The organism is Nonomuraea guangzhouensis, assembly GCF_019396345.1.
In the GTDB taxonomy this organism is placed as follows: Bacteria; Actinomycetota; Actinomycetes; order Streptosporangiales; family Streptosporangiaceae; genus Nonomuraea; species Nonomuraea guangzhouensis.
On sequence record NZ_JAHKRM010000005.1, the window covers coordinates 230,281 to 257,144 of the forward strand.

28 protein-coding genes are annotated in these 26,864 nt (G+C 70.3%); 15 read left to right on the forward strand and 13 right to left on the reverse strand.

The features are described 5' to 3' along the window. From KME78_RS11765 to KME78_RS11780, 4 genes are all read right to left on the reverse strand, one after another. On the reverse strand, positions 1 to 675 hold the full coding sequence (locus KME78_RS11765; protein ID WP_219528866.1) for an ABC transporter ATP-binding protein: 675 nt from the start codon (positions 673 to 675) through the stop codon (positions 1 to 3). Further along, positions 668 to 2,371, reverse strand: coding sequence for a peptidoglycan-binding protein (locus KME78_RS11770; RefSeq protein ID WP_246650922.1), 1,704 nt, complete (start codon positions 2,369 to 2,371; stop codon positions 668 to 670). The genes KME78_RS11765 and KME78_RS11770 overlap by 8 nt, the downstream gene beginning before the upstream one ends. After that, a complete protein-coding gene (locus KME78_RS11775) occupies positions 2,371 to 3,156 on the reverse strand; it encodes a hypothetical protein (RefSeq protein ID WP_219528868.1) in 786 nt (261 codons plus the stop codon). The genes KME78_RS11770 and KME78_RS11775 overlap by 1 nt, the downstream gene beginning before the upstream one ends. A gap of 81 nt (positions 3,157 to 3,237) precedes the next feature. Next, complete coding sequence (locus KME78_RS11780; RefSeq protein ID WP_219528869.1) at positions 3,238 to 4,431, reverse strand: MFS transporter; 1,194 nt, start codon at positions 4,429 to 4,431, stop codon at positions 3,238 to 3,240. Positions 4,432 to 4,491: 60 nt separating this feature from the next. Between KME78_RS11780 and KME78_RS11785 the strand changes: the two genes are divergently transcribed. Next, the gene (locus tag KME78_RS11785) at positions 4,492 to 5,463 is read left to right on the forward strand and encodes an ArsR/SmtB family transcription factor (protein ID WP_219528870.1); all 972 of its coding nucleotides are present in this window, start codon (positions 4,492 to 4,494) and stop codon (positions 5,461 to 5,463) included. On the opposite strand, the gene KME78_RS11790 is transcribed toward KME78_RS11785, so the two are convergent. From KME78_RS11790 to KME78_RS11800, 3 genes are all read right to left on the reverse strand, one after another. Continuing rightward, complete coding sequence (locus KME78_RS11790; RefSeq protein ID WP_219528871.1) at positions 5,456 to 6,631, reverse strand: pyridoxal phosphate-dependent aminotransferase; 1,176 nt, start codon at positions 6,629 to 6,631, stop codon at positions 5,456 to 5,458. The genes KME78_RS11785 and KME78_RS11790 overlap by 8 nt on opposite strands. Before the next feature lie 127 nt (positions 6,632 to 6,758). Continuing rightward, positions 6,759 to 7,775 carry a proline racemase family protein gene (locus tag KME78_RS11795; protein WP_219528872.1) on the reverse strand — a complete coding sequence of 339 codons (1,017 nt, stop codon included), beginning with the start codon at positions 7,773 to 7,775 and terminating at the stop codon, positions 6,759 to 6,761. 22 nt (positions 7,776 to 7,797) lie between these two features. After that, the gene (locus KME78_RS11800) at positions 7,798 to 8,865 is read right to left on the reverse strand and encodes a proline racemase family protein (RefSeq protein WP_219528873.1); all 1,068 of its coding nucleotides are present in this window, start codon (positions 8,863 to 8,865) and stop codon (positions 7,798 to 7,800) included. A gap of 165 nt (positions 8,866 to 9,030) precedes the next feature. Between KME78_RS11800 and KME78_RS11805 the strand changes: the two genes are divergently transcribed. The 6 genes from KME78_RS11805 to KME78_RS11830 all read left to right on the forward strand — a co-directional run bounded on the left by KME78_RS11805 (position 9,031) and on the right by KME78_RS11830 (position 14,330). Beyond that, on the forward strand, positions 9,031 to 9,873 hold the full coding sequence (locus KME78_RS11805) for an ABC transporter substrate-binding protein (RefSeq protein WP_219528874.1): 843 nt from the start codon (positions 9,031 to 9,033) through the stop codon (positions 9,871 to 9,873). Positions 9,874 to 9,876: 3 nt separating this feature from the next. Next, the gene (locus KME78_RS11810) at positions 9,877 to 10,602 is read left to right on the forward strand and encodes an amino acid ABC transporter permease (protein WP_219528875.1); all 726 of its coding nucleotides are present in this window, start codon (positions 9,877 to 9,879) and stop codon (positions 10,600 to 10,602) included. After that, entirely contained in the window at positions 10,599 to 11,357 is a 759-nt protein-coding gene (locus KME78_RS11815) for an amino acid ABC transporter ATP-binding protein (RefSeq protein WP_219528876.1), read from the forward strand. Before KME78_RS11810 ends, KME78_RS11815 begins: the two co-directional genes overlap by 4 nt. A 28-nt stretch (positions 11,358 to 11,385) precedes the next feature. Further along, positions 11,386 to 12,282: a dihydrodipicolinate synthase family protein gene (locus tag KME78_RS11820; RefSeq protein WP_219528877.1), complete on the forward strand. Its 897-nt coding sequence runs from the start codon at positions 11,386 to 11,388 to the stop codon at positions 12,280 to 12,282. A 28-nt stretch (positions 12,283 to 12,310) separates the two neighbouring features. Beyond that, positions 12,311 to 13,567 (forward strand): NAD(P)/FAD-dependent oxidoreductase, encoded by a 1,257-nt coding sequence (locus tag KME78_RS11825; protein ID WP_219528878.1) that lies wholly within the window; start codon positions 12,311 to 12,313, stop codon positions 13,565 to 13,567. 136 nt (positions 13,568 to 13,703) lie between these two features. After that, a complete protein-coding gene (locus KME78_RS11830) occupies positions 13,704 to 14,330 on the forward strand; it encodes a GntR family transcriptional regulator (protein ID WP_219528879.1) in 627 nt (208 codons plus the stop codon). 7 nt (positions 14,331 to 14,337) lie between these two features. Here the strand turns inward: KME78_RS11830 and KME78_RS64150 are convergent, their stop codons facing one another. Next, positions 14,338 to 14,583 carry an aldehyde dehydrogenase family protein gene (locus KME78_RS64150; protein WP_372454897.1) on the reverse strand — a complete coding sequence of 82 codons (246 nt, stop codon included), beginning with the start codon at positions 14,581 to 14,583 and terminating at the stop codon, positions 14,338 to 14,340. Between the two features lie 23 nt (positions 14,584 to 14,606). On the opposite strand from KME78_RS64150, the gene KME78_RS64155 reads away from it, so the two are divergent. From KME78_RS64155 to KME78_RS11855, 5 genes are read left to right on the forward strand one after another with little or no spacing between them, the layout of a single operon-like run. Next, positions 14,607 to 15,113, forward strand: coding sequence for a LysE family translocator (locus KME78_RS64155; protein ID WP_308126905.1), 507 nt, complete (start codon positions 14,607 to 14,609; stop codon positions 15,111 to 15,113). 48 nt (positions 15,114 to 15,161) lie between these two features. Continuing rightward, the gene (locus KME78_RS11840) at positions 15,162 to 15,746 is read left to right on the forward strand and encodes a sugar O-acetyltransferase (RefSeq protein WP_372454905.1); all 585 of its coding nucleotides are present in this window, start codon (positions 15,162 to 15,164) and stop codon (positions 15,744 to 15,746) included. Continuing rightward, positions 15,743 to 16,312: a TetR/AcrR family transcriptional regulator gene (locus tag KME78_RS11845; RefSeq protein WP_219528880.1), complete on the forward strand. Its 570-nt coding sequence runs from the start codon at positions 15,743 to 15,745 to the stop codon at positions 16,310 to 16,312. The genes KME78_RS11840 and KME78_RS11845 overlap by 4 nt, the downstream gene beginning before the upstream one ends. A 36-nt stretch (positions 16,313 to 16,348) precedes the next feature. Next, positions 16,349 to 17,551, forward strand: coding sequence for an MFS transporter (locus tag KME78_RS11850; RefSeq protein WP_219528881.1), 1,203 nt, complete (start codon positions 16,349 to 16,351; stop codon positions 17,549 to 17,551). Between the two features lie 33 nt (positions 17,552 to 17,584). After that, positions 17,585 to 18,178 (forward strand): helix-turn-helix domain-containing protein, encoded by a 594-nt coding sequence (locus KME78_RS11855; protein ID WP_219528882.1) that lies wholly within the window; start codon positions 17,585 to 17,587, stop codon positions 18,176 to 18,178. 27 nt (positions 18,179 to 18,205) lie between these two features. On the opposite strand, the gene KME78_RS11860 is transcribed toward KME78_RS11855, so the two are convergent. Both KME78_RS11860 and KME78_RS11865 read right to left on the reverse strand, forming a co-directional pair. Continuing rightward, positions 18,206 to 18,676, reverse strand: a complete 471-nt coding sequence (locus tag KME78_RS11860; protein ID WP_219528883.1) for a hypothetical protein — start codon at positions 18,674 to 18,676, stop codon at positions 18,206 to 18,208. A gap of 370 nt (positions 18,677 to 19,046) precedes the next feature. Continuing rightward, entirely contained in the window at positions 19,047 to 19,544 is a 498-nt protein-coding gene (locus KME78_RS11865; protein WP_219528884.1) for a winged helix-turn-helix transcriptional regulator, read from the reverse strand. A gap of 76 nt (positions 19,545 to 19,620) precedes the next feature. On the opposite strand from KME78_RS11865, the gene KME78_RS11870 reads away from it, so the two are divergent. Beyond that, positions 19,621 to 20,457, forward strand: a complete 837-nt coding sequence (locus KME78_RS11870) for an MBL fold metallo-hydrolase (RefSeq protein WP_219528885.1) — start codon at positions 19,621 to 19,623, stop codon at positions 20,455 to 20,457. A 91-nt stretch (positions 20,458 to 20,548) separates the two neighbouring features. On the opposite strand, the gene KME78_RS11875 is transcribed toward KME78_RS11870, so the two are convergent. The 3 genes from KME78_RS11875 to KME78_RS11885 are packed head-to-tail and all read right to left on the reverse strand — an operon-like array spanning position 20,549 to position 22,873. Continuing rightward, positions 20,549 to 21,193 (reverse strand): response regulator, encoded by a 645-nt coding sequence (locus KME78_RS11875; protein ID WP_219528886.1) that lies wholly within the window; start codon positions 21,191 to 21,193, stop codon positions 20,549 to 20,551. After that, positions 21,184 to 22,272, reverse strand: coding sequence for a sensor histidine kinase (locus KME78_RS11880; protein ID WP_219528887.1), 1,089 nt, complete (start codon positions 22,270 to 22,272; stop codon positions 21,184 to 21,186). Before KME78_RS11880 ends, KME78_RS11875 begins: the two co-directional genes overlap by 10 nt. After that, entirely contained in the window at positions 22,256 to 22,873 is a 618-nt protein-coding gene (locus KME78_RS11885) for a DedA family protein (RefSeq protein ID WP_219528888.1), read from the reverse strand. The genes KME78_RS11880 and KME78_RS11885 overlap by 17 nt, the downstream gene beginning before the upstream one ends. Before the next feature lie 110 nt (positions 22,874 to 22,983). Between KME78_RS11885 and KME78_RS11890 the strand changes: the two genes are divergently transcribed. Together KME78_RS11890 and KME78_RS11895 are read left to right on the forward strand one after the other, a co-directional pair. Beyond that, entirely contained in the window at positions 22,984 to 25,740 is a 2,757-nt protein-coding gene (locus KME78_RS11890; RefSeq protein ID WP_219529069.1) for an SCO1167/SCO6262 family helicase, read from the forward strand. After that, positions 25,737 to 26,852 (forward strand): SWIM zinc finger family protein, encoded by a 1,116-nt coding sequence (locus KME78_RS11895; RefSeq protein ID WP_219528889.1) that lies wholly within the window; start codon positions 25,737 to 25,739, stop codon positions 26,850 to 26,852. The genes KME78_RS11890 and KME78_RS11895 overlap by 4 nt, the downstream gene beginning before the upstream one ends. Positions 26,853 to 26,864: the final 12 nt, after the last annotated feature.

A 26,864-nucleotide genomic window follows, 5' to 3' on the forward strand; every position in this document is an offset into this window, starting at 1 on the left:
CTACTCCTCGGTGAGGACGCCGTCGGTGATGCGCACCCGGCGCCCGGCCCGGTCACTCACGTCGCTCTCGTGCGTGATGACCACGATGGTCATCCCCTGGGCGCGCAGGTCGTCGAACAGGTCGAGCACGGCGTCGGTGTTCTTGCTGTCGAGGTTGCCGGTGGGTTCGTCGCACAGGAGCAGCGACGGGTCGCCCATGAGCGCGCGGGCGATGGCGGCGCGCTGCCGCTCACCGCCGGACAGCTTGCCGGGCAGGTAGCCCACCCGGTGCGACAGCCGTACCCGCTCCAGAGCCCGCAGCGCGCGTTCGCGGCGCCCCGCGCGCGGTGCCGCGCCGTAGACCTCGGCCAGCATGACGTTCTCCAGCACGCTGCGGTGCGGCAGCAGGTGGAAGGACTGGAAGACGAAGCCGATCCGGCTGCCCCGGATGGTGGTCCGTACGCTGTCCTTCAGGCCGACGGTCTCGATGCCGTCGAGCCGGTAGCTGCCGCTGGTCGGTCGGTCGAGCAGACCGAGCGTGTTGAGCAGGGTGGACTTCCCCGACCCCGAAGGCCCAACAATGGCCACGTAGTCCGATTTTTCGACTCTTAGGTTGATAGCGGAGAGCGCCCTGACGGGAGGGTCGGCGGGGAACTCCTTGGTCAGCTCGTCGAGCAGGATGACCGGCTCAGGCACTGTTGATCACCACCTGGTCGCCCGGCCTGAGGTCGCCGGTCACCTCAACGGCTCCGTCGGCGGACAGGCCGGTGCGTACCTCGACCTCCTTCGTCCGGTCGGGCGCGATCTCCACCTGCACCCGGGCCTTGCCGTCCACGGCGGTGACGACCGCCGCGGCGGGGACCACGAGCACCTCCCGGCCGGTGGCGCCGATGGTCACCCGCACCGTGACGGGCGCGCCGGCCAGCTTCTTCAGGCCCTTCATCGAGCCAGGGGTGATCGTCACCGGCACGGCGCCCTTCGCGTCGCGTCCGCCGAGAGAGGTCACCGTGCCGGTGACGGTCTTGCCGGCCTCGGTCTCGATGCTCGCGCTCAGACCCGCCTTCACCCGCTCGGCCTCGGCCACGTCCACCGAGCCCGAGACCACGAACGTGGAGCTGGTCACCGTGGCGATCGACTTGTCCACCAGCTCGCCCGCCTTGACGGCCGGCTTGTGCAGCCGGGCGGGCAGCTTGGGCAGGAAGACGACCTCCCCCGGCGGGACGGTCGTGCCGTAGGTCCGGGAGAACTCGGCCAGCAGCGCCCGCGCCCCGGCCACGTCACGCTCGGCGTCGGCCACCTTCAGCTTGACCGGCGAGAGCTGCCTGGCCTGCCTGAGCGCCTGCTCGGCGGTGACGGCGGCCTCGCGCGCCACCCGGACGTTCTTCCCCAGCTCGGTCAGCCGCTTCGCCCGCGTGGTCCGGGTTTCTTCCTGTACGCGATCCAGCGCGGTCCTTGCCGCGTCCAGGTCCGCTCTGGCGTTGGCGACCCGAAGTTCCAGCAGGCGAGTGTCGGCCGGCGGCCCAGCCGTGGGAGCTGCGGTGGGGCTGGGGCTGGACGCGGGAGTGGGTGTCGCGGTGGCCTGGGCGAGTTCCTGCTGGGCCGCCAGCAGTTTCTCCTCAGCCGCCCGTACGGCGCTCTCGGCGGCCTCGACCTTGGCCTCGTCCTCGGTGGTGCGCTCCTGTGCCCGCGCGCCCTTCAGCGCCTGCTCGGCCTCCTTCAGATCCTGCCGGGCATTGGCGAGCTTGACCTTCAACGGGAGCACATCCTTGCCCTGCTCAAGGGCTTGGCGCTCGGTCGCGAGCACTTCCTGCGCGGTCCGTACGGCCCGGCCCAGCTCGTCGCGCTGCTGCCGCTGCTCCAAGGTGGGCCGCTGCGCCTCGTAGCCCCGCTTGGCGTAGAACCGCGACACCGCGGCACTGGTCGCCCGGTCGAACACGCCGGTCACGGGCGCGCGGTAGCCGAGCCTGCGCAGCGCCTTCTGCAACTGCCGGACATCGGCCCCCTTGGCGCCGGGGACGATGCCGCGATGCATCGGCACCGTGCCGGCGAAGACGAACACCGGGCGCCCGTTCACCTCCATCAGCACCGCGCCCTCCGCGAGGGTGCCCCGCCGGGGAGCGCGGGTGGCGCGCTGAGCGGTCTCGCTGCCGCCCACCACCCCGGCCAGCGACACCGGGTACGGCGAGCCGTACTCCAGCGTGCCGCTGACCACCACGGTGGCGACCAGCTCGCGCCGCTCGACGGCGGCCGTGACCAGCGATGGTTTGGGCGGTTTGCGGGCCGCCGCCTCGTCCGCCGGGGAACGCAGCAGACTGCCCACTCCCCAGCCGGTCCCCGCGACCACCAGGACCACGGCCAGCACGATCAGCAGCTTGCCACGAGGAGCACGCATCACCGCTCTTGGAACCCGTACTTCACCCTGGCCTCATTGGTGAGCCGCCTCTGCAGGGGGATGAAGGCGGCGTAGAAGTCCTTGCCGCACTCCAGGTCGACCAGCGCCGACTTGATCTCCCTGGCAAGATACGGCCTGGCCACATCCGCCGTGACGGTGCCCGACTTGCCGAGCCGCTCGGACTGCTCGCTCCACAGCGTCACGCCGCGGGCGTCCAGCGCGACCGGCTTCTCGGAGGTCACCCGCTCGCCTTTGGACTTCAGGCACTCGGCGAACGGCGCGGCGAGCTCCAGGAGCCCGGGGTCGCCGTCGAGGGTCTTGTCGATGTTCTCGATCTCGGTGCTCATCTGGTCCTGGTAGTCGGCGACCGAGGTGACTTTCAGGCCGTTCACCTGCCGGAGGGCGGTGACCCGGCACTCGTTCAGCGTCTTGAGGTAGGCGTCCCGCTTGGCGCCGGACAGGCTGTCGATCGTCGCCTGGTTGGGGTCGGGCGCCTGTGTCTCCGGCGGCTTCGGATAGACGACGGCGGAGAAGACGCCGAAGCCGTTCTTGGCGCGGTCCGCTTTCATCGCGGCGTAGTCGGCGGGGTTCGCGTCGGACTTCTTGGGGAGGCTGACCGAGGGGGTGTAGGAGAAACCCTTCTGCTTCATGCAGGTGGCGATGACGGTCTCCCGTTCGCGAGCTTTGTCCACTGTGGCACCGTCATCACCGGCCGCGGGGGTCGGGGCTCCTCCGCAGCCGGTCAGCACCGCCAGGCCGAGCAGACCGCACATCAACACACGCATCGAAGACTCCTTCTCGGTGGGATCACGCCACTCTGGAGCCCTTCTCCTGCCGTTCGGTATTCGCCGGGTATCGCCGGGCGCTCAACCGTGTATCCGCTGGGTATCAACGGCCGCCTCGCGGTCGTCCCGCAACCCGGGTGCCAGGGTCAGGGTGACCGCGACCGAGGCCGCCGCCATCACCGCTATCGCCGTCGCGGGCGAGGTCAGCTGCGCGGCGGTACCCGCGAGCGCGGCGCCCACCCCCTGCATGGTCAGCATCCCCGAGGAGTGCAAGCCCAGGGCGTGGCCGCTCAGCTCGTCCGGCGTCAGCGACATCAGGCGCTCCTGGAGGACCAGGCTCGCCGAATACCCGACCGAGGCGAGCGCGACGGCCGCCACCACGACGGGCAGCGGCGGGTGCAGTACGAAGATCACGTACGGCGTGGCGAGCAGCAGGCACAGCGGCACCCTGAGCCGGACCCGCCACGTCGGCGGCACGAACCGGCCGGTCACGACGTCACCGGCCAGCATCCCGAGCGCCGCACAGGCGAAGAGCAGCCCCGCCTGCCCCGGCGCGTACGGCACGAAAAGCGACTCACAACCGACGATCAACCCGTTGGGCACCCAAAGAGCGAGGTAGACGTACCGGCGGGGTCTGGCCGACCACAGCCGGGCGTTGTCCCGCCAGGTCTCGGCGACCGACGGCCGCCCGGCGGCCCGCGGCGCCCGGCGACTGAGGCCGAAGCGGGTGACGGCCGCGGCGGCGAGGTACAGGGCCGCCCCGGTCAGGAGCGCGCCGCGCGGCGACAGGACGGCGATGAGCACGCCGCCGGTCGCGAACCCGCAGATCTGCATGAAGCCGTCGGACATGTTGAACATCGAGCGGCCGAGCAGGTATCCATCCCGCGTGAGGATCTCGTTGAGCAGCCCGTAACGCACTCCCCCGCCCAGCGACGTGATCAACCCCTGCCCCAGCAGTACGGCGAAGACGGCCCACACCGGCAACCCCGGAACCGCCTGCGCGGCGGTGGCCAGGGCGAAGACCAGCATCAGCCCCGTCAACGCGGCACGCGGCGGTAACCGGTCGGCCGCCGACAGCAGCGTGGCCGCCCCGATCACCTGCACGAGGGCGGGACCGAACATGGCCAGCGCGGACAGCAGCGGCGACCCGGTCGCCGAGTAGACCAACGTGCCCAGGGCCAGCCCGCTCACCGTGTGGCCGGCCACCTGCCCGGCGGAGGCCAGAAAGAGCGGAGTGAACTCCGGCGTCCGGAAGAGTTCTCGATAGGTACGCATGGCGGAAAGTGTCAGTGGCCGTGCCACCAGGGCGTTAATGTTTCGCGGGGAGGCGAAACCATGGGCTGGTGGCAGGTCAACGCGGACACGCTCGCGGACAGCCGGTTCGTCGTCTCGCCCTTGGCCGAGGCCACGGCGAGCCTGAAGACCCTCGAACGAGGCACGGCCGCGCATCCGGGCGAGCGCGCGTGGCTCGACGCGCACCTGCCCGCCTACCGCGAACGGCAGGCCCGCGACCCGATCACCGCGCTGCTCATCCGGGCCGCCCTGGGCCGCACCTGGAACGCCGACTTCCTCACCCCCACCCCCTTCGACGAGACCGAACCGGCCTTCGAGCGGGAGCTGGTGCGCATCCGCGAGACCCCGCCCGAGGCCGCCCGCGCCGACCTGACCGTGTCGCTCGGCGGTCCGCTCCCCGCCCGGCTGCACCGCGACGACCTGCCCGAACGCACCGCCGACCTGCTGGAATGGGTGTGGAAGCAGACGGTGCTCCCCCACTGGCCGCGCCGCCGCCGGATCATCGAGGCCGACGTCATCGCCCGCACCGCGCGGCTGAGCCAGGGCGGCTGGGCGGCGACCCTCGACGACATGCGCCCCGGAATGCGGTGGCTCGGCGAGAGCCGGCTGCAGATCAACACGCACGGCTACCCGCCGCGCGAGCTCTCCGGGGCGCGGCTGATGTTCGTCCCCGTCACACCGAGCCAGACGTGGGTCTCGTGGGACGCGGCGCACCGGCACGCCGTGGTCTATCCGTGCTCCGGCGCGCTCGCCGACGCCGGCCGCGCGCCGGTGCCCGAGGCGCTGGGCAGGCTGCTCGGGCCCGCGCGAGCGAACGTCCTCATGCTGCTCGACACCCCGAAAAGCACGACGCAGCTCGTGGCGCTGACCGGCCAGGGCCTGGGCTCCGTAGGCCGCCACCTGAAGGTCCTGCTCGACTCCCGGCTGATCCACCGCCGACGGGCCGGGCGGTCGGTGTTCTATGACCGTACGGAAGCCGGGCAGGTCCTGGTGGACGCCCAGAGGCTCAGCTGAGGGCGGCCACGAACCGCCCGAGCCGGGTGAGCCCCTCGCGAAGCTCTTCCGTTGACGCCGCGTACGAGAGCCGGACGTGCGTATCGGCGGTGTGGGTGCCGAAGTCCCTTCCCGGGGTGAGGGAGACGTGTGCCTCGTGCAGCGCTCGCTCGCAGAACTGCCAGGAGGTGAGCCCGCTCTGCCCGACGTCGAAGTACACGTAGAAGGCGCCGTCGGGCGGGACGGGGACCGGCAGTCCGATCCGGGCCAGGCCTTCCAGGACGAGCGCGCGGCGTTCGGCCAGCTCGACGCGGCGTGCCTCACAGACCGCGAGGGACTCGGCGGTGAAGCAGGCCAGCGCGGCGTGCTGGGCGGGGGCGGATGCGCACAGGAAGTAGTTCTGGGCCAGGCGCTCCATCGCCGGCACCAGGATCTCCGGGACGACGCACCAGCCGAGTCTCCAGCCGGTCATGCCGAAGTACTTGGAGAAGCTGTTGATGACGATGGCGTCGGGATCGAACGACAGCACGCTCCGCGGTGGGCGCCCGTGCTCGTCGTGGTCGCTCAGGTTGAGGTAGATCTCATCGACCATGCGCCAGGCGTCCCGTTCGCGGGCGAGTTCGCAGATCGCCGCCAGTTCGCCGGCCGGAACCGAGGTGCCCGTCGGGTTCGACGGGGTGGCGATCATGACGCCCCGGGTGCGGTCCGTCCAGCTCGACTTCACCGACGCCGCGTCCAGTTGGAAGCGGGTCGCGGCGGTGGCGGGGACGAGCGTGACCTGGGCGCCGAAGCTTTCGACGATCTGCCGGTTGCAGGGATACGACGGGTCACTGATGATCACCTCGTCGCCCGGGTCGACCAGTGCCGCGGTGGCCAGCACCAAGGCGGCCGAGGCTCCCGCGGTCACGACGACCCGGGCAGGGTCGACGTCGACACCGTGCTCGTTCCGGTAGAACCGCGCGATCGCCTGCCGCAACTCGGGCAGCCCCAATGCCGCCGTGTAGGGCATCGGCCTTCCGTCCATGGCCTCGCGCAGCGCGTTCAGGACGGCCGGGGGCGCGCCGAAGTCCGGTTCACCGATGCTGAGCTTGACGACGTGGTGCCCTTGGGACTCCAGCGTCGCGGCGTGCTTGCCGAACTCCATGGCGTAGAACGGGGCGACGGCGAGCGCGCGTTGTGAAATCCTCACGCCACGACCCTCGGCTCGATCGCTCGCGCGTGGTTCACGTCGTCGTGCATGGCTCTCCTAGAAACGGACATTACTCCCAGAGGGTGAGACTAACGTGTTATGCACACCGCTCCCCTCCAGCGCGTGATCACGTGAAGAGGAAGCCTGCTCGAAGCGGGTCGTGTGGATCGATGGTCCACTCGGCGGTGCCGGTGACGTAGGCCCGGCCGGTGATGCGGCTGCGTACGCCGTCGAAGGCGCCGACCTGGACTTTCTCGACGGGCACCGAGGTGAAGGTCTCGCCGGTGATGCTCTCGTGCACCAGGGGCTCGCCCATCCGCAACCGGCCGCGGGCCACCAGCGCGGCGGTGCGGGCGGCGGTGCCGGTGCCGCAGGGAGAGCGGTCGGCGCCACCGGGCCGGATCACGACCGAGCAGAGGTTCGTCGCATCGGCGCGCCGAGGTGGCCCGATGAACTGGACGTGGGTGACTCCGTGGATTCCGTCAAGCGTGGGATGCACGACGTCCACGGTTTCGTTGATGACGTCCCTGAGCGTTTCGGCGAGGAGGATGCGCTTGCCGACCCTGGGCTCGGTGAGATCGAGTCCGACCGAGTCCGCGTCGACGATGGCGTAGAAGTTGCCGCCCCAGGCGATGTCGACCGTCACCGTGCCGGCGCCGGGCAGCTCGACGGGCACATCCCGTGCGTAGAGGAACGAGGGCGTCGACACGAACGAGACCTCGGTCACGCGGCCGTCCTTCCATTCGGCGGCCGTCTCCACCAAGCCGGCCGGGGTGTCCAGCACGACGTTCGTGACCGGCTCGACGACAGGGAGCACGCCGTGCTGGAGCAGCACGGTGACCAGGCCGATCGTGTCGTGGCCGCACATCGGCAGGTGCCCGCTCGCCTCGATGTAGAGCACGCCGACGTCCGCGCGTGGGTCGCACGGCTCGAGAACGAGGCACCCGGACATCACGGAGTGGCCGCGCGGTTCGTACATGAGCGAGGTCCGGATCCAGTCATACCGGGCCGCGAGGTCGTGCATGCGCTCGAGCATGGTGTCGCCTTCGAGGGCGGGAACGCCGGACAGCACGGTGCGGGTGGGGTTGCCGGCCGTGTGGGACTCGATGGTCCGGAATACGTGTGGACGGATGGGTGCGGTCATGAAAAATCCTCTTCTCTGATGTTCAGAAGGACGTGGTTCCCCACACGTCGCCCACGGTGTAGCCGCGCGGGAACGGGTCGTCGGGGTGAAGGATGTGCTGGTTGATCCCGGTTATCCAGGCGCGCCCCTTGATCGACGGGATCACGGCCTCGTGCCCGGCCACCTGTACGCGCTGGTGCAGCATGCCTTCGAAGGTCGTGCCCAGCACGCCTTGGTGGATGAAGGGGACGTTGAGCGCGAGGTCGCCTCGTGCGTGGAGGCAGGCCATGCGGGCCGAGGTTCCCGTTCCGCACGGCGAGCGGTCGAGAGCGCCTCGCCAGGTCTCCGGCCGCTCGGGGTCGAGGTCCCCATTGGGCAGGATGACGCTGTTGCGCGCGGACACGCCTGGCTCGTCGGCCGGGCCGTGGAGCATCGCCAGGGATATCTGATCGATGTTCGCGTCGTCGGGATGGCGTACCGGGATCTGGGCTCGCGCCGCGGCCAGCAGCGCCGCCCCCGCTCTGACGATCGCGGGCGCGTTGTCCGCGCCCAGTTCGACACCCATGGCCGCGGCCGGCGCCTGGACGTAGAACTGCCCGCCGAAGGCCACGTCGGCAAGGACAGAGCCGTACTCGGGCACCTTGATCGGCGTGTCGAGGGCGACGACCCACGAGGGCACGTTTCTCACCTGGACGGTTCGCACCTTGCCGCCTGCGACCACGGCGGTCGCCTCGACCAGGCCGACCGCGGTGTCGATCCGCACGACCGTCTCCGGGCTGCGCATGGGCAACGCACCGGTTTCGAGCAGGGCGGTCACGGCGCACATCGTGTTGCTGCCGGACATGGGCCGGAATCCCCCGTGCTCAAGGATGATCAGTGCGACATCGGCCGCGGGCGTGACGGGTGGCAGCACGAGGACGGCGCACATGGCCGGGTGACCTCGGGGTTCGCGTAGGAGCAACGTCCGCAGATCGTCGAGATTCTCCGTGCACCAGCGCAGTCGCTCGGACATGGTGGCGCCGCGCACCTGGAGATGACCGCCCAGCAGGACGCGGCCGGGCTCGCCTTCCGCGTGCACGTCTACCGAGGTGATGATGCGCGTTCCGTCCACGCGGCGGCCTCCAGGCGTCCGATCGCTCGCTCGATCGCGAAAAGGTTCTCAAAGGCCCCTTGACACGGCAGAGGGACGCTTCCAAGCTTTCACATTAATGCAGATCGTCTGACGATCTACAATCCCCGAAGGCAAGAAGCCTTGGGCTGCCCCCAGGAGGTCACCATGACCAAAACCACGAAATATGTCCTGGCCGTCCTAGCCGTCACCGTCATCGCGCTCGTCGGCGGCTATGTCGGCGCGGGCTTCCGCGACAGCGGTAGCGCCGCCGCGGCGAGCGGCGGCGGGTCCTGGATGGAAGCGGTCAAGAGCCGTGGTGAGCTCCGCGTCGGCGTCGCCATCGCACCACCGATGACCGTGCGCCAGGGTGACGTGCTCGGAGGGCCCAACCTGATTCCGCTGGAGCATCTGGCCAAGGCGCTGGGGGTCAAGCTGACGCCGGTGTCCGCCGACTGGGACAACATCGTGGCCGGGCTCCAGGCCGGCCGTTACGACGCGGCCGCCAACCTCGACTCCACCTTGGCGCGCGCCAAGGCGATCCAGTTCTCCGACCCCGTCTACGAGTACCAAGGCGTCTTCGTGGTCAAGGCGGACTCCGCTCAGAAGACCGCGAAGCAGATCATCGACTCCGGCCAGCCGGTGGCCGTCGCCCAGGGGACGGCCCCGGGGGCGGCCGTCGCCGAGGCCGGCGCCAAGACGCTCGCGCTGAACGACTACACGAACACGCTTCAGGCCGTTCAGGCCGGCCGAGCCGTTGCCGCGTTCGCCGATCTGCCGACCGCCGAGTCGCAGGTGCAGACCGACACGTCGTACAAGATCGTGGTGCCCGAGCCGTCCATCTACGAGGCCGGCGCCGGCTACGGGCTGCCCAACGACATCGACGCGCGCTCACTTCAACTGATCAACATCGGCATCGCGAACGCCCGCATGAGCGGTGAGCTCGACCGCGCGTACGCCAAGCAGCACTACGTCCCCATCGACCAGCTCGGCGACCTGCGGAAGAAGTAGATCATGTTCGATTACCACTTCGACTGGGGTGTGGTGGGCACCGCCTGGCCCCATCTCCTCAGCGGCCTGGGCATCACCCTCCAGCTCGCGGGCATCACCATCGTGCTCAGCATGATCCTCGCGATACCCGTCGCCGTCGCCCGGATGGCCACCATCGAGATCATCCGGTGGGTCGCACAGATCTACATCGAGATCTTCCGCTGCACGCCCATGCTCGTCCAGCTGTTCTGGATCTTCTACGCGCTGCCCGTGCTGACGGGTATCACGCTGCCCGGCTACGCCTCGGCGATCATCGCCCTCACCGCGAACCTGACCGCCTTCATGGCCGAGGCCTACCGCAGCGGCTTCCAGGCAGTCCCCGTCGAACAGATCGAAGCGGGCAAGATGCTGCGGCTGAACCGTTTTCAGCAGCTGCGCCACATCATCGTGCCGCAGGCGCTCCGGCAGCAGATCCCCGTGATCCTCTCGCTGAACATCTCGATGTTCAAGGACACCGCCCTGGTGTCGACCATCGCCGTCGGCGACCTCATGTTCCAGGCGAACACCGCGACGACGGAGACCTACCGTGCCCTCGAACTGTTCACGGTCGCGGCGCTGATCTACTTCTGCATCGCCTTCCCGGTATCCCTGCTCACCAGCTACCTCGAACGCCGGGGTCAGCTCGCCCGCGCCGGGCGCCCGTCCATGATCAAGCCTCGTAAGCCGCAGCTGGCAGGAGCCTCCTCATGACCCTCACGGTTCCCCTTGTCTCAGCGCGCAATCTGCGCAAGGAGTTTCATGGTCAACCGGTGCTGGACGGCGTCGACTTCGATGTCGCCTCCGGCGAGGTGAGCGTCATCATCGGCAAGAGCGGCTCCGGCAAGTCCACCTTGTTGCGGGTCATCGCCGGGCTCGAAGCACCCGAGGACGGTGACGTGACCATCGACGCGAAGCTGACGCTCTCCGGCGGAACCCGTACCGCCGACTGGAGCCATGGCGCCGCCATGGTCGGCATGGTGTTCCAGAGCTACACGCTCTGGCCCCACATGAACGTCCTGGACAACCTCGTCCTGGCACCGCGCAAGGTCCTCGGGCTGTCGGCCGGCGAGGCGAGAGAACGGGCCGAGGCCGCGCTCGACGAAGTCGGCATGGCACACCACATCACCAGCAGGTGCACCCAGCTCTCGGGCGGAGAACGCCAACGGGTCGCCATCGCCCGCGCGCTGATGATGCGGCCGCGCGTGCTGCTGTGCGACGAGATCACCTCGGCACTCGATCCGCCGGTGGCCGCCGAGGTCCTGGGCGTGCTCGCCCGGCTCAAGCAGGAGGACGGCCTCGCGGTCGTGCTGGTCACGCACGACATGGCGTTCGCCTCCAAGGCCGCCGATCGGGTCGTGTTCTTCTCCCACGGCCGCATCGCGGTCGACGCGACTCCGGACGAAGCCTTCCACCACTGCGAAGACCCCGAGCTCAAGGCCTTCGTCGACGCAGTCCGATTCCGCTGAACCCACAGAATCCAGGAGACAACACCGCATGTCTGAGAAGGACCCGCTCACCGGCATCCTCGTCGCCCTCGTCACCCCGTTCACGCCCGACGGCGCGGACATCGACGCCGACGCGCTGCGCAGGCATATCGACAGGTTGATCGACGCCGGCGTCCACGGCCTGGTGCCGGGTGGGAGCACGGGTGAGTTCACGGCGTTGACGCTCGCCGAGCGCAAGGAGCTCACCGAGATCTGCGTCAAGGCCGCCGACGGGCGCGTGCCGGTCATCGCCGGCACCGGCGCCCTGTCGACCGCCGAAGCCGTCGAGCTCAGCGCGCACGCGGCCGAGGTCGGAGCCCGCGCGCTCATGATCGTCCCGCCGTTCTACGACGCGCCCGATCTGGCGCAGCTGCGCGGCTACCTCAAGGCCGTGTACGACGCGTCGGGCCTGCCCATCGTGTACTACAACATCCCGTCCGCCACGGGTGTGAACCTCACCGCCGGCCAGATCGCCGAGCTCGGTGACATCGAAGGGGTGGAGTACCTCAAGGACACCTCCGGGGACGCCGTCGCGCTCAGCGAGCTGCTCCTGGCCCACACCGACCGCATCACGGCGTTCAACGGATGGGACACGCTCACCTTCTTCGGACTCGTCAGCGGGGCCACCGGTTCGGTCTGGGGCGCCACCAACGTCATTCCGGAGCTGTCGATGCGGCTGTGGGACGCCGTCGCGGTCCGTGGCGACCTGGCCGAGGGACGCCGCCTGTGGGAGAAGATCTGGCCCATCTGCGACTTCCTCGAGGCACACAACTACGCGGCGGCCATCAAGACCGGCATGGAACTGACCGGCCACCCCGCGGGGCCGGTCCGCGAGCCGTTCGCCCTGCTCGACGAGACCGCGCGGGCCGAGTTCAGCCGGCTGCTCACCGCCGCGGGCGTACTGTGAGCAGCGCCTTCTTCGTCGGAGGAGTCACGTGAGGATCGTCGTGGTCGGCGCCGGGGTCGTCGGGCTGGCCTGCGCGTACGAGCTGGTGCGGGACGGCCATGACGTGGTCGTCCTCGACCGCGGGCCGGCCGGAGCCGCAGCCTCGCACGGGAACGCGGCCAAGATCGCCCTCGCCGAGACCGGTCCCGTCCCGGCGCCCGGCATGGTCGTCCAAGGACTGAAGTGGATGCTGCGAGCCGACAGCCCGCTCTACATCAAACCGTCGTTGTCGCCCGGCTTCATCCGGTTCATGGTGCGGATGGCTCGTCACTGCACCGAGGACAGGTTCCGCGCCGGCCTGGCGCTGCATCTCCGGCTGGCCTCCACCGCCGACGACCTGCTCGACGAGTGGCGAGCGGCGGGGCTGGAATTCGAGATGCATCGGCGAGGCGTCCTGCTCGCCTATGAGAGCACGCGTCTCTTCCAGGACCGTCTGCGCTACCAGGACGTGTTCTCGGGGCATGGCGAAGAGGTCGAGGTGCTGGACGTCGACGGTGTCCACCGGGTGGAGCCGGCGCTGTCCGACCGGGTTCGGCACGGCCTGTTCTACGCGCGGGACCGGCAGATCGAGCCCGACTCGCTCACCTCGACACTGGCTGGCTACGTGCGCAAGCACGGAGGAGAGGTCCGGGAGAACGCCGAGGTGCGTGCGTTCGACAGCGGAGCGGCCGGCGTCCACGGTGTCGTGACCGCTGACGAGCGGCTGCCCTGCGACGCGGTCGTCCTCGCCGCCGGGGTCTGGAGCGGGCCACTGTCGAGGCGGCTGGGCAACCCCCTGCCGATCCGCCCCGGCAAGGGCTACAGCCTGGACTACACGCCACCGCCTGTCACGCTGCGGACCTCCTTGACGCTCGAGGACGCCCACGTCGCCGTCACGCCCCTGGACGGAATGCTGCGGCTGGCCGGAACCATGGAGTTCTCCGGAATCGACGAACGGGTGAACGGCACCCGGATCGAGGCGATCAAGCGCGCCGCGAGCACGGCGTTCCGGGACTGGGACCCCGCGGCTCCGCATCGGACGCCCTGGGCCGGCCTGCGCCCCATGACGCCGGACGGCCTGCCGATCGTGGGGCGGCTGTACGAGGGCGGAAACGTCTGGGTCGCCTCAGGGCACGGCATGCTCGGGCTGACCCTGGCGCCGAGCACCGCGCGCATGATCCAGCGACTGGTCAGAGGTGAGGCCGAGGAGGACCCGCTCATCAGTCCCCGCCGTTTCCAGCGGGCTTCGTACCGGTCAAGGCGCTGACGAGCGGACTCTGACGGCACTGCCGATCTGCGACACTGAATGCTAAAAGACGAAGGCGGGCGGGAGAATGACGACCGAACGGGCGAGCGAATCGGCACTGGCACCGGTCAGCAATGCCACGAGGCGGGAAGTCGTCGTGGACGCGATTCGTCGCGCCTTGCTGTCGGGCGAGCTCGTACCCGGGCAACGCGTCAAGGAAGCCCCGCTCGCCGACGCGCTGGGAGTCAGCAGGCCCACCATCCGTGAGGCGATCCACCAGCTGATTCATGAGGGCTCCCTGGTGCAGGAGCCCTACAAAGGCATTCGCGTCGCCAAGCCCAGTCCGCAGGACCTCCTCGGTGTGGCGGAGGTCCGCGTGGCGCTGGAGACCCTCGCCGCCCTCAATCTCGCCAAGAATCCGGATGGGGAGGGCATGACGCGGCTGCGCCAGGCCCTCCAGACCCATCTCGACGCGCTCGACTCCGGTGACGTCGTCAAGGCCGACCTGACGCATCTCGAACTGCACCGCACCTTGTGGGAGGGGGCGGAAAACCCGATGCTGACGCGGATCTGGCCCTTGGTGGAGTCCCAGATCCGCATGGCGATGTCCCTCGACCAGGCGACCCGGTCCGACCCGGCGCGAGACGCCGACCTGCACGTACGGCTCGTCGACGTGATCGCCTCCGGCGACGAGGACCGGATCGTCGCCGAGGTCCGCGAGCACATCGCCAGAAGCGCCAACGAGGTCGTCAAGCTGATCGAACGCCAGCCCGGCCAACTCTGAGCCGCTTTCAGGAATGGGTCGGCATCGCGAACTCCGTGCGTACCTGGCTGTCGTTGGGCCAGCGGGTGGTGGCGGTCTTGTAGCGGGTGTAGAAGCGCACACCTTCGGGGCCGTGGATGTGGTGGTCACCGAACAACGACCGCTTCCAGCCACCGAACTCATGGTCGTTGACCAGCCGCACCGCCTCGGTGAACGACTGAGCGCGCACCATCGACAGCACCGGACCGAAGATCTCCTCGCGGTAGACCCGCATGTCCGGGGTGACGTGGTCGAAGAGTGAGCCGCCGAGGAAGAACCCGCCTGCCGGCGGTGGGCGGGCTGCTGGCCGGGCATCTGGCGGCCACCGCGCTGGTGGCGCGCTCGCCGCTGGTGATGACCGTGCTGACCGTGGCGGGCGCGGCCTATCTGGTCTGGCTGGGGATCGGCACGCTGGTTCGCCCTTCGGCGCCGCAGGCCGGTGCGGAGCAAGCCGCCGGCTCGTGGGCGCGGCAGGTGGTGAAAGGGGCAGGGATCAGCGGGCTGAACCCGAAGTTGTTCCTGCTGTTCCTGGCGCTGCTGCCGCAGTTCACCGACCCGGACGCCCGTTGGCCGCTCGCGGTGCAGATCGTGGCGCTGGGCCTGGTGCACGTGGCCAGCTGTGCCGTGGTCTACACCGGGGTGGGCACGGGAGCGCGCCGGGTGCTGCGGACGCGGCCCGCCGCGGCCCGGATGGTGAGCCGCTTCTCCGGCGCGGCGATGGTGGTGATCGGCGTGGTGCTGCTGGTGGAGCAGCTTGTCAGGTAGTGGCAGATATGTACGTGCGTACACTCTATGTGTACGCTTGTACGTATGATGGCTGACTTCGATGGCCGCTCGATGCGCGAGCGGATGCTTGCCGGTGACCTGTACATCGCCGACGATCCCGAGCTGGCCGAGCACATGCTGCGGGCCATGGACCTGATGGAGGCGTTCAACGCGACGTCGGCGCGTGATCCGCAGGAGCGGCGCCGGCTGCTCGCCGAGCTGCTGGGTGCGGTCGGCGAGGGCACGGAGATCCGGCCGCCGCTGCGGGTGGACTACGGCGGCAACATTCGCATCGGCGCCCGGTCGTTCGCCAACTTCGGGCTCGTCGCCCTGGACGTCGCGCCGATCACCATCGGGGACGATGTCCAGATCGGGCCGTATGTGCAGCTCATGACGCCGACCCATCCGGTTGATCCAGAGCTGCGCCGGGCGAAGTGGGAGGCCGCCGAGCCGATCACCATCGGAGACAACGTGTGGCTGGGCAGTGGGGCGATCGTCCTGGCCGGGGTGACGATCGGGGAGAACACCGTCGTGGGGGCGGGCGCGGTGGTCACCCGTGATATTCCGGCCAACGTGGTCGCGGTGGGCAATCCCGCCCGGGTGATCCGTACGATCGGGTCGGACACGGCATGAGCGGCTCCGCCGGCCCATCCGCTCCACGGCGGCCGCGGCGCCACGACCCCGGGCGCCGGGACCGGCTGATCGACGCGGCACTCACCGTCATCGCCGAGCGTGGCGTCGCCGGGACGACGCATCGGGAGATCGCTCGCGCCGCGGATGTGCCGCTGGGATCGATGACCTACCACTTCACCTCGCTCGAGGAGGTGCTGGCCGAGGCGTTCACCCGGCACGCCGATGCGGTGGCCCGCGTCTTCGACGAGCGTCTGAGCGCCGCTCAGGATCGTCACGCGGCGGTCGAGGCGGTCATCGCGCTGGTCTCGGACGATCTGCTCGGCTCACAGCACGACCTCGTCCTGTCCGTGGAGCTGTACGTGGCCGCGGCGCGTAATCCGGCCCTGAGAGCCGTCACGCAGGCGTGGATGGCACGCAGCCGCCGGGCGCTGGAACGCCATTTCGACGCCACCACCGCCCGGGAGTTGGACGCGCTGATCGAAGGGCTCGTGCTGCACAGCGCTCTGTCGACCGACCCGATGACGCCCGAGCAGATCCGCCACGCCATCCACCGCTACCTCCGCTGATCCCTCTTCGCCTGCACCAACGTGATCGGAAAGCCGATGTCCGCTGCCCCCCTCACCGCACCCACCCGTGAGGCACGCTTGGCCCGCGCCGCCGTCGCGGCGCTGTTCCTCACCAACGGCGCCGTGTTCTTCAACGTCGTCCCCCGATATCCGCAGATCAAGGCCGACCTCGACGTGAGCAACGCCGTCTTCGGCACCGCGCTGGCCGGGTACCCGATCGGCGCGCTGCTGGCCGGGCTGCTCGCCGGCGCCGCCATCCGCCGCTTCCGCTCCGCACGCGTGGCGGCGTTCGGGATCGTGGTGACCACCCTCGCGACCTTGGTCATCCCCTTCGCTCCGAACTGGATCGCGCTGGGCGGCGCGCTGTTCGTCGTGGGCGCTCTCGACGCGGTCGTCGACGTCGCGCAGAACGCCCACGGCCTGCGGGTCCAGCGTCTCTACCGGCGCTCCATCCTCAACTCGTTGCACGGCGTGTGGAGCATCGGCGCGGTTCTGGGCGGCCTGATGGGCTCGGCCGCCGCCGGCCTCGGCATACCCCTGGCGGTTCATCTGAGCATCTCCGCGACGCTGTTCAGCATCGTCGCCCTTGTCGCCTACCGGTTCCTGCTGACCGGCCCCGAAGACGCCGAACGGCCCGCGGAAGCCGAGGACGACGGCCGTGCGAACCACCGCCGCTCGTTCACGGGTTCCGCCGTACGGATGCTCGCCGCGCTGGGCGTGCTGGCCGCGTGCGGCGCGCTCGTCGAGGACGCCGGCGCGTCCTGGGGCGCCCTCTACCTCAGCGGCGACCTGCGTACCGATGCCGCCACCGCGGGTCTGGCCGTCGTGGCTCTCCAGGTCGCCATGACGGTCGGCCGTCTGACCGGCGACCGCGTCGTGGACCGCTTCGGCCAGCGCGCCGTCGTCCGCGCCGGCGGAGCCCTGGCCGCCGTCGGCATGGGCGCCGCCCTCGCCGTGCCGTCCGTCGCGACCGCGCTGGCCGGCTTCGCCCTCGCCGGGCTCGGCGTCGCCACCCTCGTACCCGCCGCCATGCACACCGCGGACGAACTGCCCGGCCTGCCTCGCGGTACCGGCCTGACCATTGTCAGCTGGTTGCTGCGTGGCGGATTCCTGCTGTCCCCACCCCTCGTCGGCTTCGTCGCCGACCTCACCAGCCTGCGCGTCGGGCTGCTGAGTGTCGTCCTGGCCGGCGTCATCACCGTCGTTCTCGCCCACGTCCTGACGAATCGCAGTCGTTGACAAAAGCGCTTGCCGATGTGGCAAAGTGCGTCTATGGACGATGAAGGGATTGTGCTGGACGACGTTCTCCATGCCGTCGGGCCGCGGCTGCGGACCCTGCGCCAGCAGCGCGGCGCCACCCTGACCGAGCTGTCGGAGTCCACCGGCATCTCGATCAGCACCCTGTCGCGCCTGGAGTCCGGGCAGCGCCGGCCGACCTTGGAGCTGTTGCTGCCCCTGGCGCGCGCCCACCAGGTGACGCTGGACGAACTCGTCGACGCGCCGCCCACCGGTGACCCGCGCGTGCAGTTGCGCTCGTTCCGGCGCCGGGGCTCCGTGTTCATCCCGCTCACCCGCCGGCCTGGCGGGCTCCAGGCGTTCAAGCAGGTCATGCCGCCGAACTGGCCCGGAACCGAGCCCGATCCCCGGGTGCACGAGGGCTACGAGTGGCTCTACGTACTGTCCGGGCGGGTGCGCCTGGTCCTCGGCGAGCACGATGTGATCCTCACGCCCGGCGAGGTCGCCGAGTTCGACACCCGTATCCCGCACTGGTTCGGCAACGCAGGTTCCGAGCCGGTCGAGATCCTCTCCCTCTTCGGACCTCAGGGCGAACGTCTCCACGTCCGCGCCCAGCCCGCCGGCAAATGAGCTGACCGTCGCGATCGACGCCGCTCGTTACGGGATGACGTCCGCCACGATCTTCGCGGCGGCCTGCCGGCACGAGGAGAGCCGCCCGCTGATGCTCGCCTGAGCGGCCGAGTTGCTGGCGCAACGCCATCCGCCGACGGTCGCGACTCCAGCGCTGCCCTGCTTCGGAGTGCTCGGCCGGTAGTAGGTCCGGAAGATCTTGAGCGCCGTACGGCAATCGGCCCGCCCCGCGGCGACCGCGACCGCGGCCATGGGGCCGCCGACGGGCGGCTGGATCTCACCACACACGGTCCCGGGCCCGGCGAGCACGCGCTTGCGCGAAGGCCGGGCCGTGGGCGTCTGGGGTGCTGATGCCGTGGGCGTCTGAGATGCCGACGGCGCTGGTGTCGCGGGCGTCGTGAGGGCGGCGGACGGTGCGGCCTCCGGCTCGGGCTTCTCTCCGCAGGCGCTCATGAAGAGCAGCAGCACCGGGACGCAGGCAATAACTCGTGAACGCACGAAACAGGACTCCGCAACTCGACTCCAAGATCGGCGTAGTCTCTCACACGCTCTCAGGCAGGACTGTCAGCGCGTCGCTCCACCGTACTGACGACCGGGAGTGCGAATCGCACCGTGGTCAGGCGTTGCGACAACTCCCAGAGGCGGCGGCCGGTCTCGGGATCGGTGGCGGTCGGGGCCAACTGGACCTGTTTGGGGCGCCGCGCAGCTCGGCCATGCCACCCGGTCCGATGGGCTGCCCACCGGGCTGCCCGCCGCTGATCGGCATGCTCGGTGAGGCGTGCGGAGTGTCCCGTATGCCGTTCCAACGTGAGACGTCATCCCGGGCGACGTCCGTTGGCGCCTTGGGACATGGCCGACGGCCTGGCGGCTACGAGGGGTTGGTGGCAGCGAGGTAGGCCGCCTTCAGGCGCTCGCGAACGCTCGGTGATCGCGCTGGGGAACCGGAGCCAAGGTGTGAGTGGCGAAGTTCGTCCATGAACTCTTGCCAGAGCGCGGGTCCACCCTGTTCGAGCAGTTCGGCGCGAACGCGCAGCGCGGCGCTCGTGGGCCGGTGGCGAAGCCCCCAGCTGCCGAGCTGCGCGAACACGGGTACGAGTTGGATCGCGGGTTCGGTCAGGCTGTAGCGCGCCCGCTGGCCGGGGCGTGTGTCCTCACGGGTGAGCAGTCCCGCCTCGACGAGTCGCTTGAGTCGGTCGGCGAGAATATTCGACGCGATCCCCTCGATCGAGTTGGCCTGCAGCTCCCGGAAATAGCGGCGGTCTCCGAAGACGATGTCGCGGAGGACCAGCAGGCTCCAGCGATCGCCGAACACCTCGATGGCGGCATTGATCGGGCACCCCGACCGCGGCTCATTCGCTTCGCCCATAGTACTTGCAATCTACCACCGCTAGGTACTAGCGTCTCGCCAAGCGGTTGCAAATCACAAGCGGAAGGAGCCACCCATGCTGAGGCAGGTCGCGGAGGGTGTGCTGATCCACGAGAGTGAGTTCTGCCAGAGCAACGCCGTTGTCGTGCACGGCCGGGCCGGCGTGTTGCTCATCGACGCCGGGGTGCAGGAGCACGAAATGGCCTGCCTCGCGAACGACCTGTCCGATTCGGGGCAGACCGTTGTGGCAGGCTTCTCGACGCATCCGCATTGGGATCACCTGCTCTGGCACGCCCAGCTCGGCGCGGCCACTCGTTACGGCACGGCCCGCTGCGCGGCCACCGTCCGGGATCAGCTGTCCGACCCGGAGGCGAAGGCCCGCATCGCCGCCCACCTGCTCGAGACGGAAATCGCGGGGCAGGTCCCGCTGGACCTGCTCGGCCTCATCACCGCCCTGCCGGCCGAGGCGGCGCAGATTCCATGGGACGGCCCACAAGTCCGGATCATCGAGCATCAAGCGCATGCACCGGGCCATGCGGCGCTGTTCATCGAAGAACGCGGGGTTCTCGTCGCCGGCGACATGCTGTCCGATGTCTTGATTCCGATGCTCGACCTGAACGGCACCGCGGACCCGATCGAGGACTACCTCGCCGCGCTGCGACTGCTGGAGGGCGTGGCGGGCGACGCCGATGTCATCGTCCCTGGCCACGGGTCAGCTGGCGGAGCTGATCAGGTAAAGGCACGGATTGAGCGGGATCGGGAGTACGTGCTCGCCTTGCGTGAGGGCCTGGTTTCCAGTGACCCGCGGGTCGGCCCATCGGCCAAGCCCGGCTGGGAGTGGGTGAGCGATGTGCACAACGGGCAGGCCCACCGCCTCGCCCGGCGAAGCGAGCGCGAGGGGACGCCCGGCTAGCTCGCGGGTGGGCGATGCTTCTGCCGCGCCACGGGCGGGAGGCGAGGCAGTGTCATCCCGGCGGGCTGACCTCGACGCCGGAACCCACCGGTCATGACTCCAGGAAGCGGAGGACGGCCAGCACGCGGCGGCTGTAGCCGGTCTGGTGGGAGAGCTGGAGCTTGTCGAACAGTGAGTTGACGTGCTTTTCCACGGCGCTCTGCGACACGTGCATGGCCTGGGCGATCGAGGCGTTGGTCAGGCCCTGGGCCATGCGTTCGAGGACGTCCCTTTCGCGCGGGGTGAGCCGGGCCAGCGGATCGAGCTGGGTGGTGCGGGCCAGCAACTGGCGTACGACCTCCGGGTCGAAGGCCGCTCCCCCGGCGCCCACCCGGTCGAGCGCGTCGAGGAAGTCGGCTACCTGCGCCACCCGGTCTTTCAGTAGATATCCGACACCTTCCACATCGCCGCTCATCAGCTCCGTCGCGTACCTCTTCTCGACGTACTGCGACAGGACCAGCACCTTGACGGCCGGCCAGCGTCGCCTGATCTCCAGCGCGGCGCGCAGGCCCTCGTCGGTGTGGGTCGGTGGCATCCGTACGTCGACCACCACGATGTCGGGCCCATGGGCGGCCACCGCCTCGACCAGGGCGGGACCGTCGCCCACGGCGGCGGGCACCTCGTGGCCCTCCTCCACGAGCAGCCGTAGCAGGCCCTCGCGCAGCAGCGTCGAGTCTTCGGCCAGGATCACCCGCATGGCAGCTCCGCCACGATCGTCGTCGGGCCGCCCGCCGGGCTGACCACCTGGAACCCGCCGTCGAGTGCCGCCACCCGGCGGGCCAGCCCCGACAGGCCGCTGCCGGAGGGGGTCGCGCCGCCCCGGCCGTCATCGATGACCCGCACGACGATCATTGTGCCCTCCAGGTGCACGTCAACGGTGATGAGGGTGGCTCCCGCGTGCTTGGCGGCGTTGGTCACCGCCTCGCAGACCACGAAGTAGGCGGCCGTCTCCACTCCCATGGGCGGGCGCGCGGCCAGGTCGCAGGAGACCTTGACCGGCACGCTGGAGCGCTCGGCCACCCCTGCCAGCGCCTCGCCGAGGCCGAGGGAGTCGAGGCCGCTCGGGTAGACCCGCCAGGCCACCTCGCGTAGCTCGGCCAGCGCCTGCTGCGCCTCCTCGTGCGCCTGGTCCAGCAGCTCGGGACGGCCGCGTCGGGATCGGCCGATCAGCATCGACAGGGCGACCAGACGCTGCTGGAGGCCGTCGTGCAGGTCGCGTTCGATCCGGCGGCGCTCGGAGTCGACCGCCGCCACGATCCCGGCCCGGCTCTCGGCCAGCTCGACGATCCTGCGCTCGAGTCTCTCGGTCGGATCGGGGCCGAGAACACGGTGGGCCAGCCGCTGCTCGAGCGCGTGCACGCCCACCACGCCCGAGAGATTCAGGAAGAGCAACAGCACCCCGATCAGGGTGAAATAGATGAGAATCGGCCAGGTGGGTTCGATGTCGTCGATGACGCCTACGGTCCCCCAGGCCCAGGCGACGCGGACGCCCGTCACCGCCCCGATCAGCAGCAGGCCCACCACCAGCCCGCCCAGCACCCCGACCGGAACGCGCAGCGCGAGATAACGCGTGGCCCGCCCGCCCACGTCGAACTCCGCCGGGTCGAGGCCCAGCCGCCGCGTCTCCAGCAGGACCAGCCGCCTGGCCATCGCCCGCGTGTTGGGATAGCCCAGGAAAGGCAGCGCCACCAGCAGGAACGCCAGGTCGGCCAGGGCAGTGGCCGCGCCCAGCGACACCGCCACCAGCAGCCGCAGGCCCTCAGCGACGGGACGCATGCCTGCCCTTGCGCCGCTCCGCCAGGCGTACGCCGATGAAGACGAGCACCGCCAGGACGACCACGCCGATCACCACGTTGGTGCCGACTCCCACGTAGGCCTCCACCAGCGACCAGTTTTCACCCAGGTAGTAGCCGGCGAGCACGAAGATGGTGTTCCAGATGAGGCTGCCGGCGGTCGTCAGCAGGGTGAACGTGAGCAGCGGCATCCGCTCCACCCCCGCCGGGATGGAGATCAGGCTGCGGAAGATGGGGATCATCCGCCCGAAGAACACCGTCTTCTTGCCGTGCTTGAGGAACCACGCCTCGGTCTTCTCGATGTCGGAGACCTTCACCAGCGGCAGCTTGGCGGCGATCGCCAGCGTGCGGCGGCGGCCGAGCAGCGCGCCCACCCAGTAGAGCGCCAGCGCCCCGAACACCGACCCCGCCGTGGTCCACACCAGCACGTCGAGCAGGTCCATCTCGCCTCTGCTCGCGGTGAACCCCGACAGCGGCAGGATCACCTCGCTCGGCAGCGGCGGGAACAGGTTTTCCAGCGCGATCGCCAGGCCCGCCCCGGGGGCGCCCAGGGTCTCCATGAGTGCGATGAGCCAATCAGTCATGTTGTAGAGGCTAATCAAGATCCAATATGGCGGTAATGAGGCGGGCGGCAGATCTGTGCTGTGGTAAACCTCAGGTGTTTCGTACCGTACACTGTACGGCCGTGAGCCCAATGACGGATCTGGTACGGCAGGCGGTCGTCTTCGAGCCGGGCGACCCGCCCAGAGAAGGGCGGATGGCCTTCCTCGACCCTGACGGGGACGCCACGGTGACCGTGGTCGAGGAGCATGGCGGTGAGCTGCGGGTTCTGGAGGCCGGGGCCACCCATGTCCCGGTCGCCGACGCCGTGGCCGCGCTGGCCAGAGCCAGGAGCGACGCGGGTGCCCACCCGGCGGCGCGGTTCTGGGGCGCGGTGGCGCTGGTCGCGCTGCAACTGGTCGCCAGGGGGCGGATCCTGCCGGGGGTTTCGGCGGGTGACTTCGACTCCTGGCGGGCGGGGCCGTTCGACACGGCCGACGTACAGCGCATCCGGGAGCTGGCCGACGCCATGCCCGCCGCGGCGCGGTCCGTACCTCTCGAAGAAGGGCGGGCCACCGACGACGGCGGGCCCGACGATGGCCCCGCGCACGCCGGTGCGGGAGGGGTGCGGTTGAGGGACGCGGAGTCGCTGGTGCGGGCGTTCCTGGACGCGGTGGCCGACGCGATGCCGCGCTCCCCCGGCGCCGTACGCGCGACCGGCACCTCGGCGTTCGCAGCCGTCAAACCGGTCAAAGTGCCCCGGTTGCGTGCCTGGGCCGACGAGGTGTCCGCTGGGCTGGACTCCGGCGTACGCCTGTCGCTGCGCCTGGAGGCCGACAGCCTGGAGCAGGCGGAGTTCCGGGCGGTGGTCCAGCTGCACAGCCTGGCCGACCCGTCTCTGGTGGTGGACGCCGCCGACCTGTGGGAGGGCAGGGACCAGGGGTTCGGCCCCCGTGCCAGGATCGAGGCCACGCTGGCCATCAGACGGGCTGCCCGCGCCTGGGCCCGGCTGGAACGCCTGCTCGACAGCGCCGTCCCCGACGAGCTGACCCTGTCCGGCGGCGACGTGGAGGACCTGCTGGCCGGCGCCGCCGAACGCCTGGGCGCGGCCGGCGTCGAGGTCCACTGGCCAAGGGAGCTGGTACGCGGCCTGAGCGCCCGCGCCGTCGTCGGCGAGCGCGACAGTGCCCCGTCCGACCTGCCGTCCTTCCTCGGCGGCCATCACCTGACCAGCTTCAACTGGCAGCTCGCCCTGGGCGGCGAGCGGCTGACCGCGGCCGAGATGGACCGGCTCGCCGAGGCGCACCGGCCCGTCGTACGGCTGCGCGACCAGTGGGTGCTCATCGAGCCGGACCTGGCCCGCAAGGCCCGCCATCGCGACCTCAAGTCACTGACCGGCATCGACGCCCTCGGCGCCGCGCTGACCGGCACCGTGGAGGTCGACGGCGAGCAGGTGCCGGTCGAGCCGAGCGCCTGGCTGCGCGAGCTGCGCGACCGGCTGTCCGAGCCCGAGGAGATCGCCGCGCCGGAAGGTCTGGACGCGCGGCTGCGCGACTACCAGCTGCAGGGCCTGCGCTGGCTGGCCAGGATGACGTCGCTCGGGCTCGGCGCCTGCCTGGCCGACGACATGGGCCTGGGCAAGACGATCACGCTGATCGCCCTGCACCTGCACCGGGGCGGCGGGCCCACGCTGGTCGTCTGCCCCGCCTCGCTGCTGGGGAACTGGGAGCGGGAGATCTCCAGGTTCGCCCCGGGGGTCCCTGTCCGCCGATTTCATGGAAATAGCCGGACATTGGCTGATGAGGGCTTCGTACTGACGACATACGGCACGATGCGGATGGACGCCGCGCGGCTCGCCGCGCATCCATGGGACCTGCTGGTGGCCGACGAGGCCCAGCACGTCAAGAACCCCTCCTCGGGTACGGCCAAGGCGCTGCGCGAGATTCCGGCGGCTGCCCGCGTCGCGCTGACCGGCACCCCCGTGGAGAACAACCTGTCCGAGCTGTGGGCCATCCTCGACTGGACGACGCCGGGGCTGCTCGGCTCGCTGGGCAGGTTCCGCTCACGCTGGGCCAAACCGGTCGAGTCAGGCGACTCCGTGGCGGCCGAACGGCTGGCCAGGCTCGTGGGGCCGTTCCTGCTGCGCCGCCGCAAGTCCGACCCCGGCATCGCGCCCGAACTCCCGCCCAAGACCGAGACCGACCGCCCGGTGGCGCTCACCACCGAGCAGGCCGGGCTGTACGAGGCGGTGGTACGCGAGATCATGCGGCAGATCGAGAGCGCCCAGGGCATGGCCAGGCGCGGCCTGATCGTGAAGCTGCTGACCGGGCTCAAGCAGATCTGCAACCACCCGGCCCATTACCTGCACGAGGCCGCGCCCAGGCTGACCGGCCGGTCCGGCAAGCTCGAACTCCTCGACGAGCTCGTCGACACCATCGTCGCCGAGGACGGCGCGGTGCTGGTCTTCACCCAGTACGTGGCCATGGCCCGGCTGCTCGACCGGCACCTGACGGATCGAGGCGTCGCCACCCAGCTCCTGCACGGCGGCACCCCGGTGCCGAAGCGGGAGGAGATGGTGCGGCGCTTCCAGGAGGGGGCGGCGCCGGTGTTCCTGCTGTCGCTCAAGGCGGCCGGCACCGGACTGAACCTCACCCGGGCCGACCACGTCATCCACTACGACCGCTGGTGGAACCCGGCCGTCGAAGACCAGGCCACCGACCGCGCCTACCGCATCGGCCAGGACAAACCCGTCCAGGTGCACCGGCTCATCGCGGAGGGCACGATCGAGGACCGCATCGCCCAGATGCTGGCGGCCAAGCGCTCGCTGGCCGACGCCGTCCTGGCCTCGGGCGAGGCCGCCTTCACCGAACTGACCGACGCGGAACTCGCCGCCCTCGTGGAGTTGAGATGAACGCTGTCCGAGGATTCCCGGCATTTCCCTCGCAACGGGCCGGCGCCCGGTTCGCCACCTCTTGGTGGGGCCGCGCCTGGATCCAGGCCATCGAGGACACCTCCCTCGACCAGACACTCCTCCGCAAAGGCCGCACGTACGCCAAGTCCGGACAGGTCGGCCCCATCACCGTCAGCCCCGGCCGCATCGCCGCCGTCACCGAGAGCGAGTACGACACCGTCGTCCACGTCGAGCAGCTCACCGCCCCCGAATGGGAGCGCTTCCTCGACCAGGTGGCCGCCAAGGCGGGACACATCGCGGCGCTGCTCGACGGCGACATGCCCCACGACCTGGTCGAGGACGCCGAGGACGCCGGAGTCCCGCTGCTGCCGGCGGTCGGCGACCTCGAACCGGAGTGCTCCTGCCCCGACTGGGGGCACCCGTGCAAGCACGCCGCCGCCCTGTGCTACCAGGCGTCGTGGCTGCTCGACGCCGATCCGTTCGTCCTGCTGCTCATGCGCGGGCGGGGTGAGCAGGAGCTGATCGAGGCGCTGCAGGGCCGCGACGTCCCCGCACCCGATCTCGCCGCCGACGCCGGCATGCCCGCCGTGGTGGCGTTCGGCCTGGGTGTGCCGCCGTTGCCGGGGCCGCCGCCGTTCGACGTCGCGTTCGCGCCGCTCGGGCTGGAGCCCGCACCCGGCGTCGACGTGGCCGCTCTGGAGGTGCTCGCCGCCTCAGCCGCCGACCGGGCCCGCGAGCTGCTGCTCACCGGGGGGCTTGCCGTACTGACCGAATATCAGGACCGGGTACGGCTGGCCGCCGCCCACGACCTCGACCTCGGCCTGGAGGCGGCCGTCCAGGCCTGGCGCTACGGCGGCGCCGACGGACTGGAGGCGCTCGAATCGGCCTGGACCCCGCCCAAGCAGGACCTGGCCAGGGCCCGGACGCTGCTCCGGGCCGGCTGGGAGGGCGAGCACCCCCCGGAGGTCGAGGCGTGGCGCAACCGCTGGACCATCGGCGCCCGGCAACTGCGTTACGGCCGCGACGGCCGCTGGTACCCGTTCACCGACCGCGACGGCCAGTGGTGGCCCGCCGGCCCACCGGAACGCGACCCGTCGGCGCTGGTGGGCTGACGAGGCTTCTGG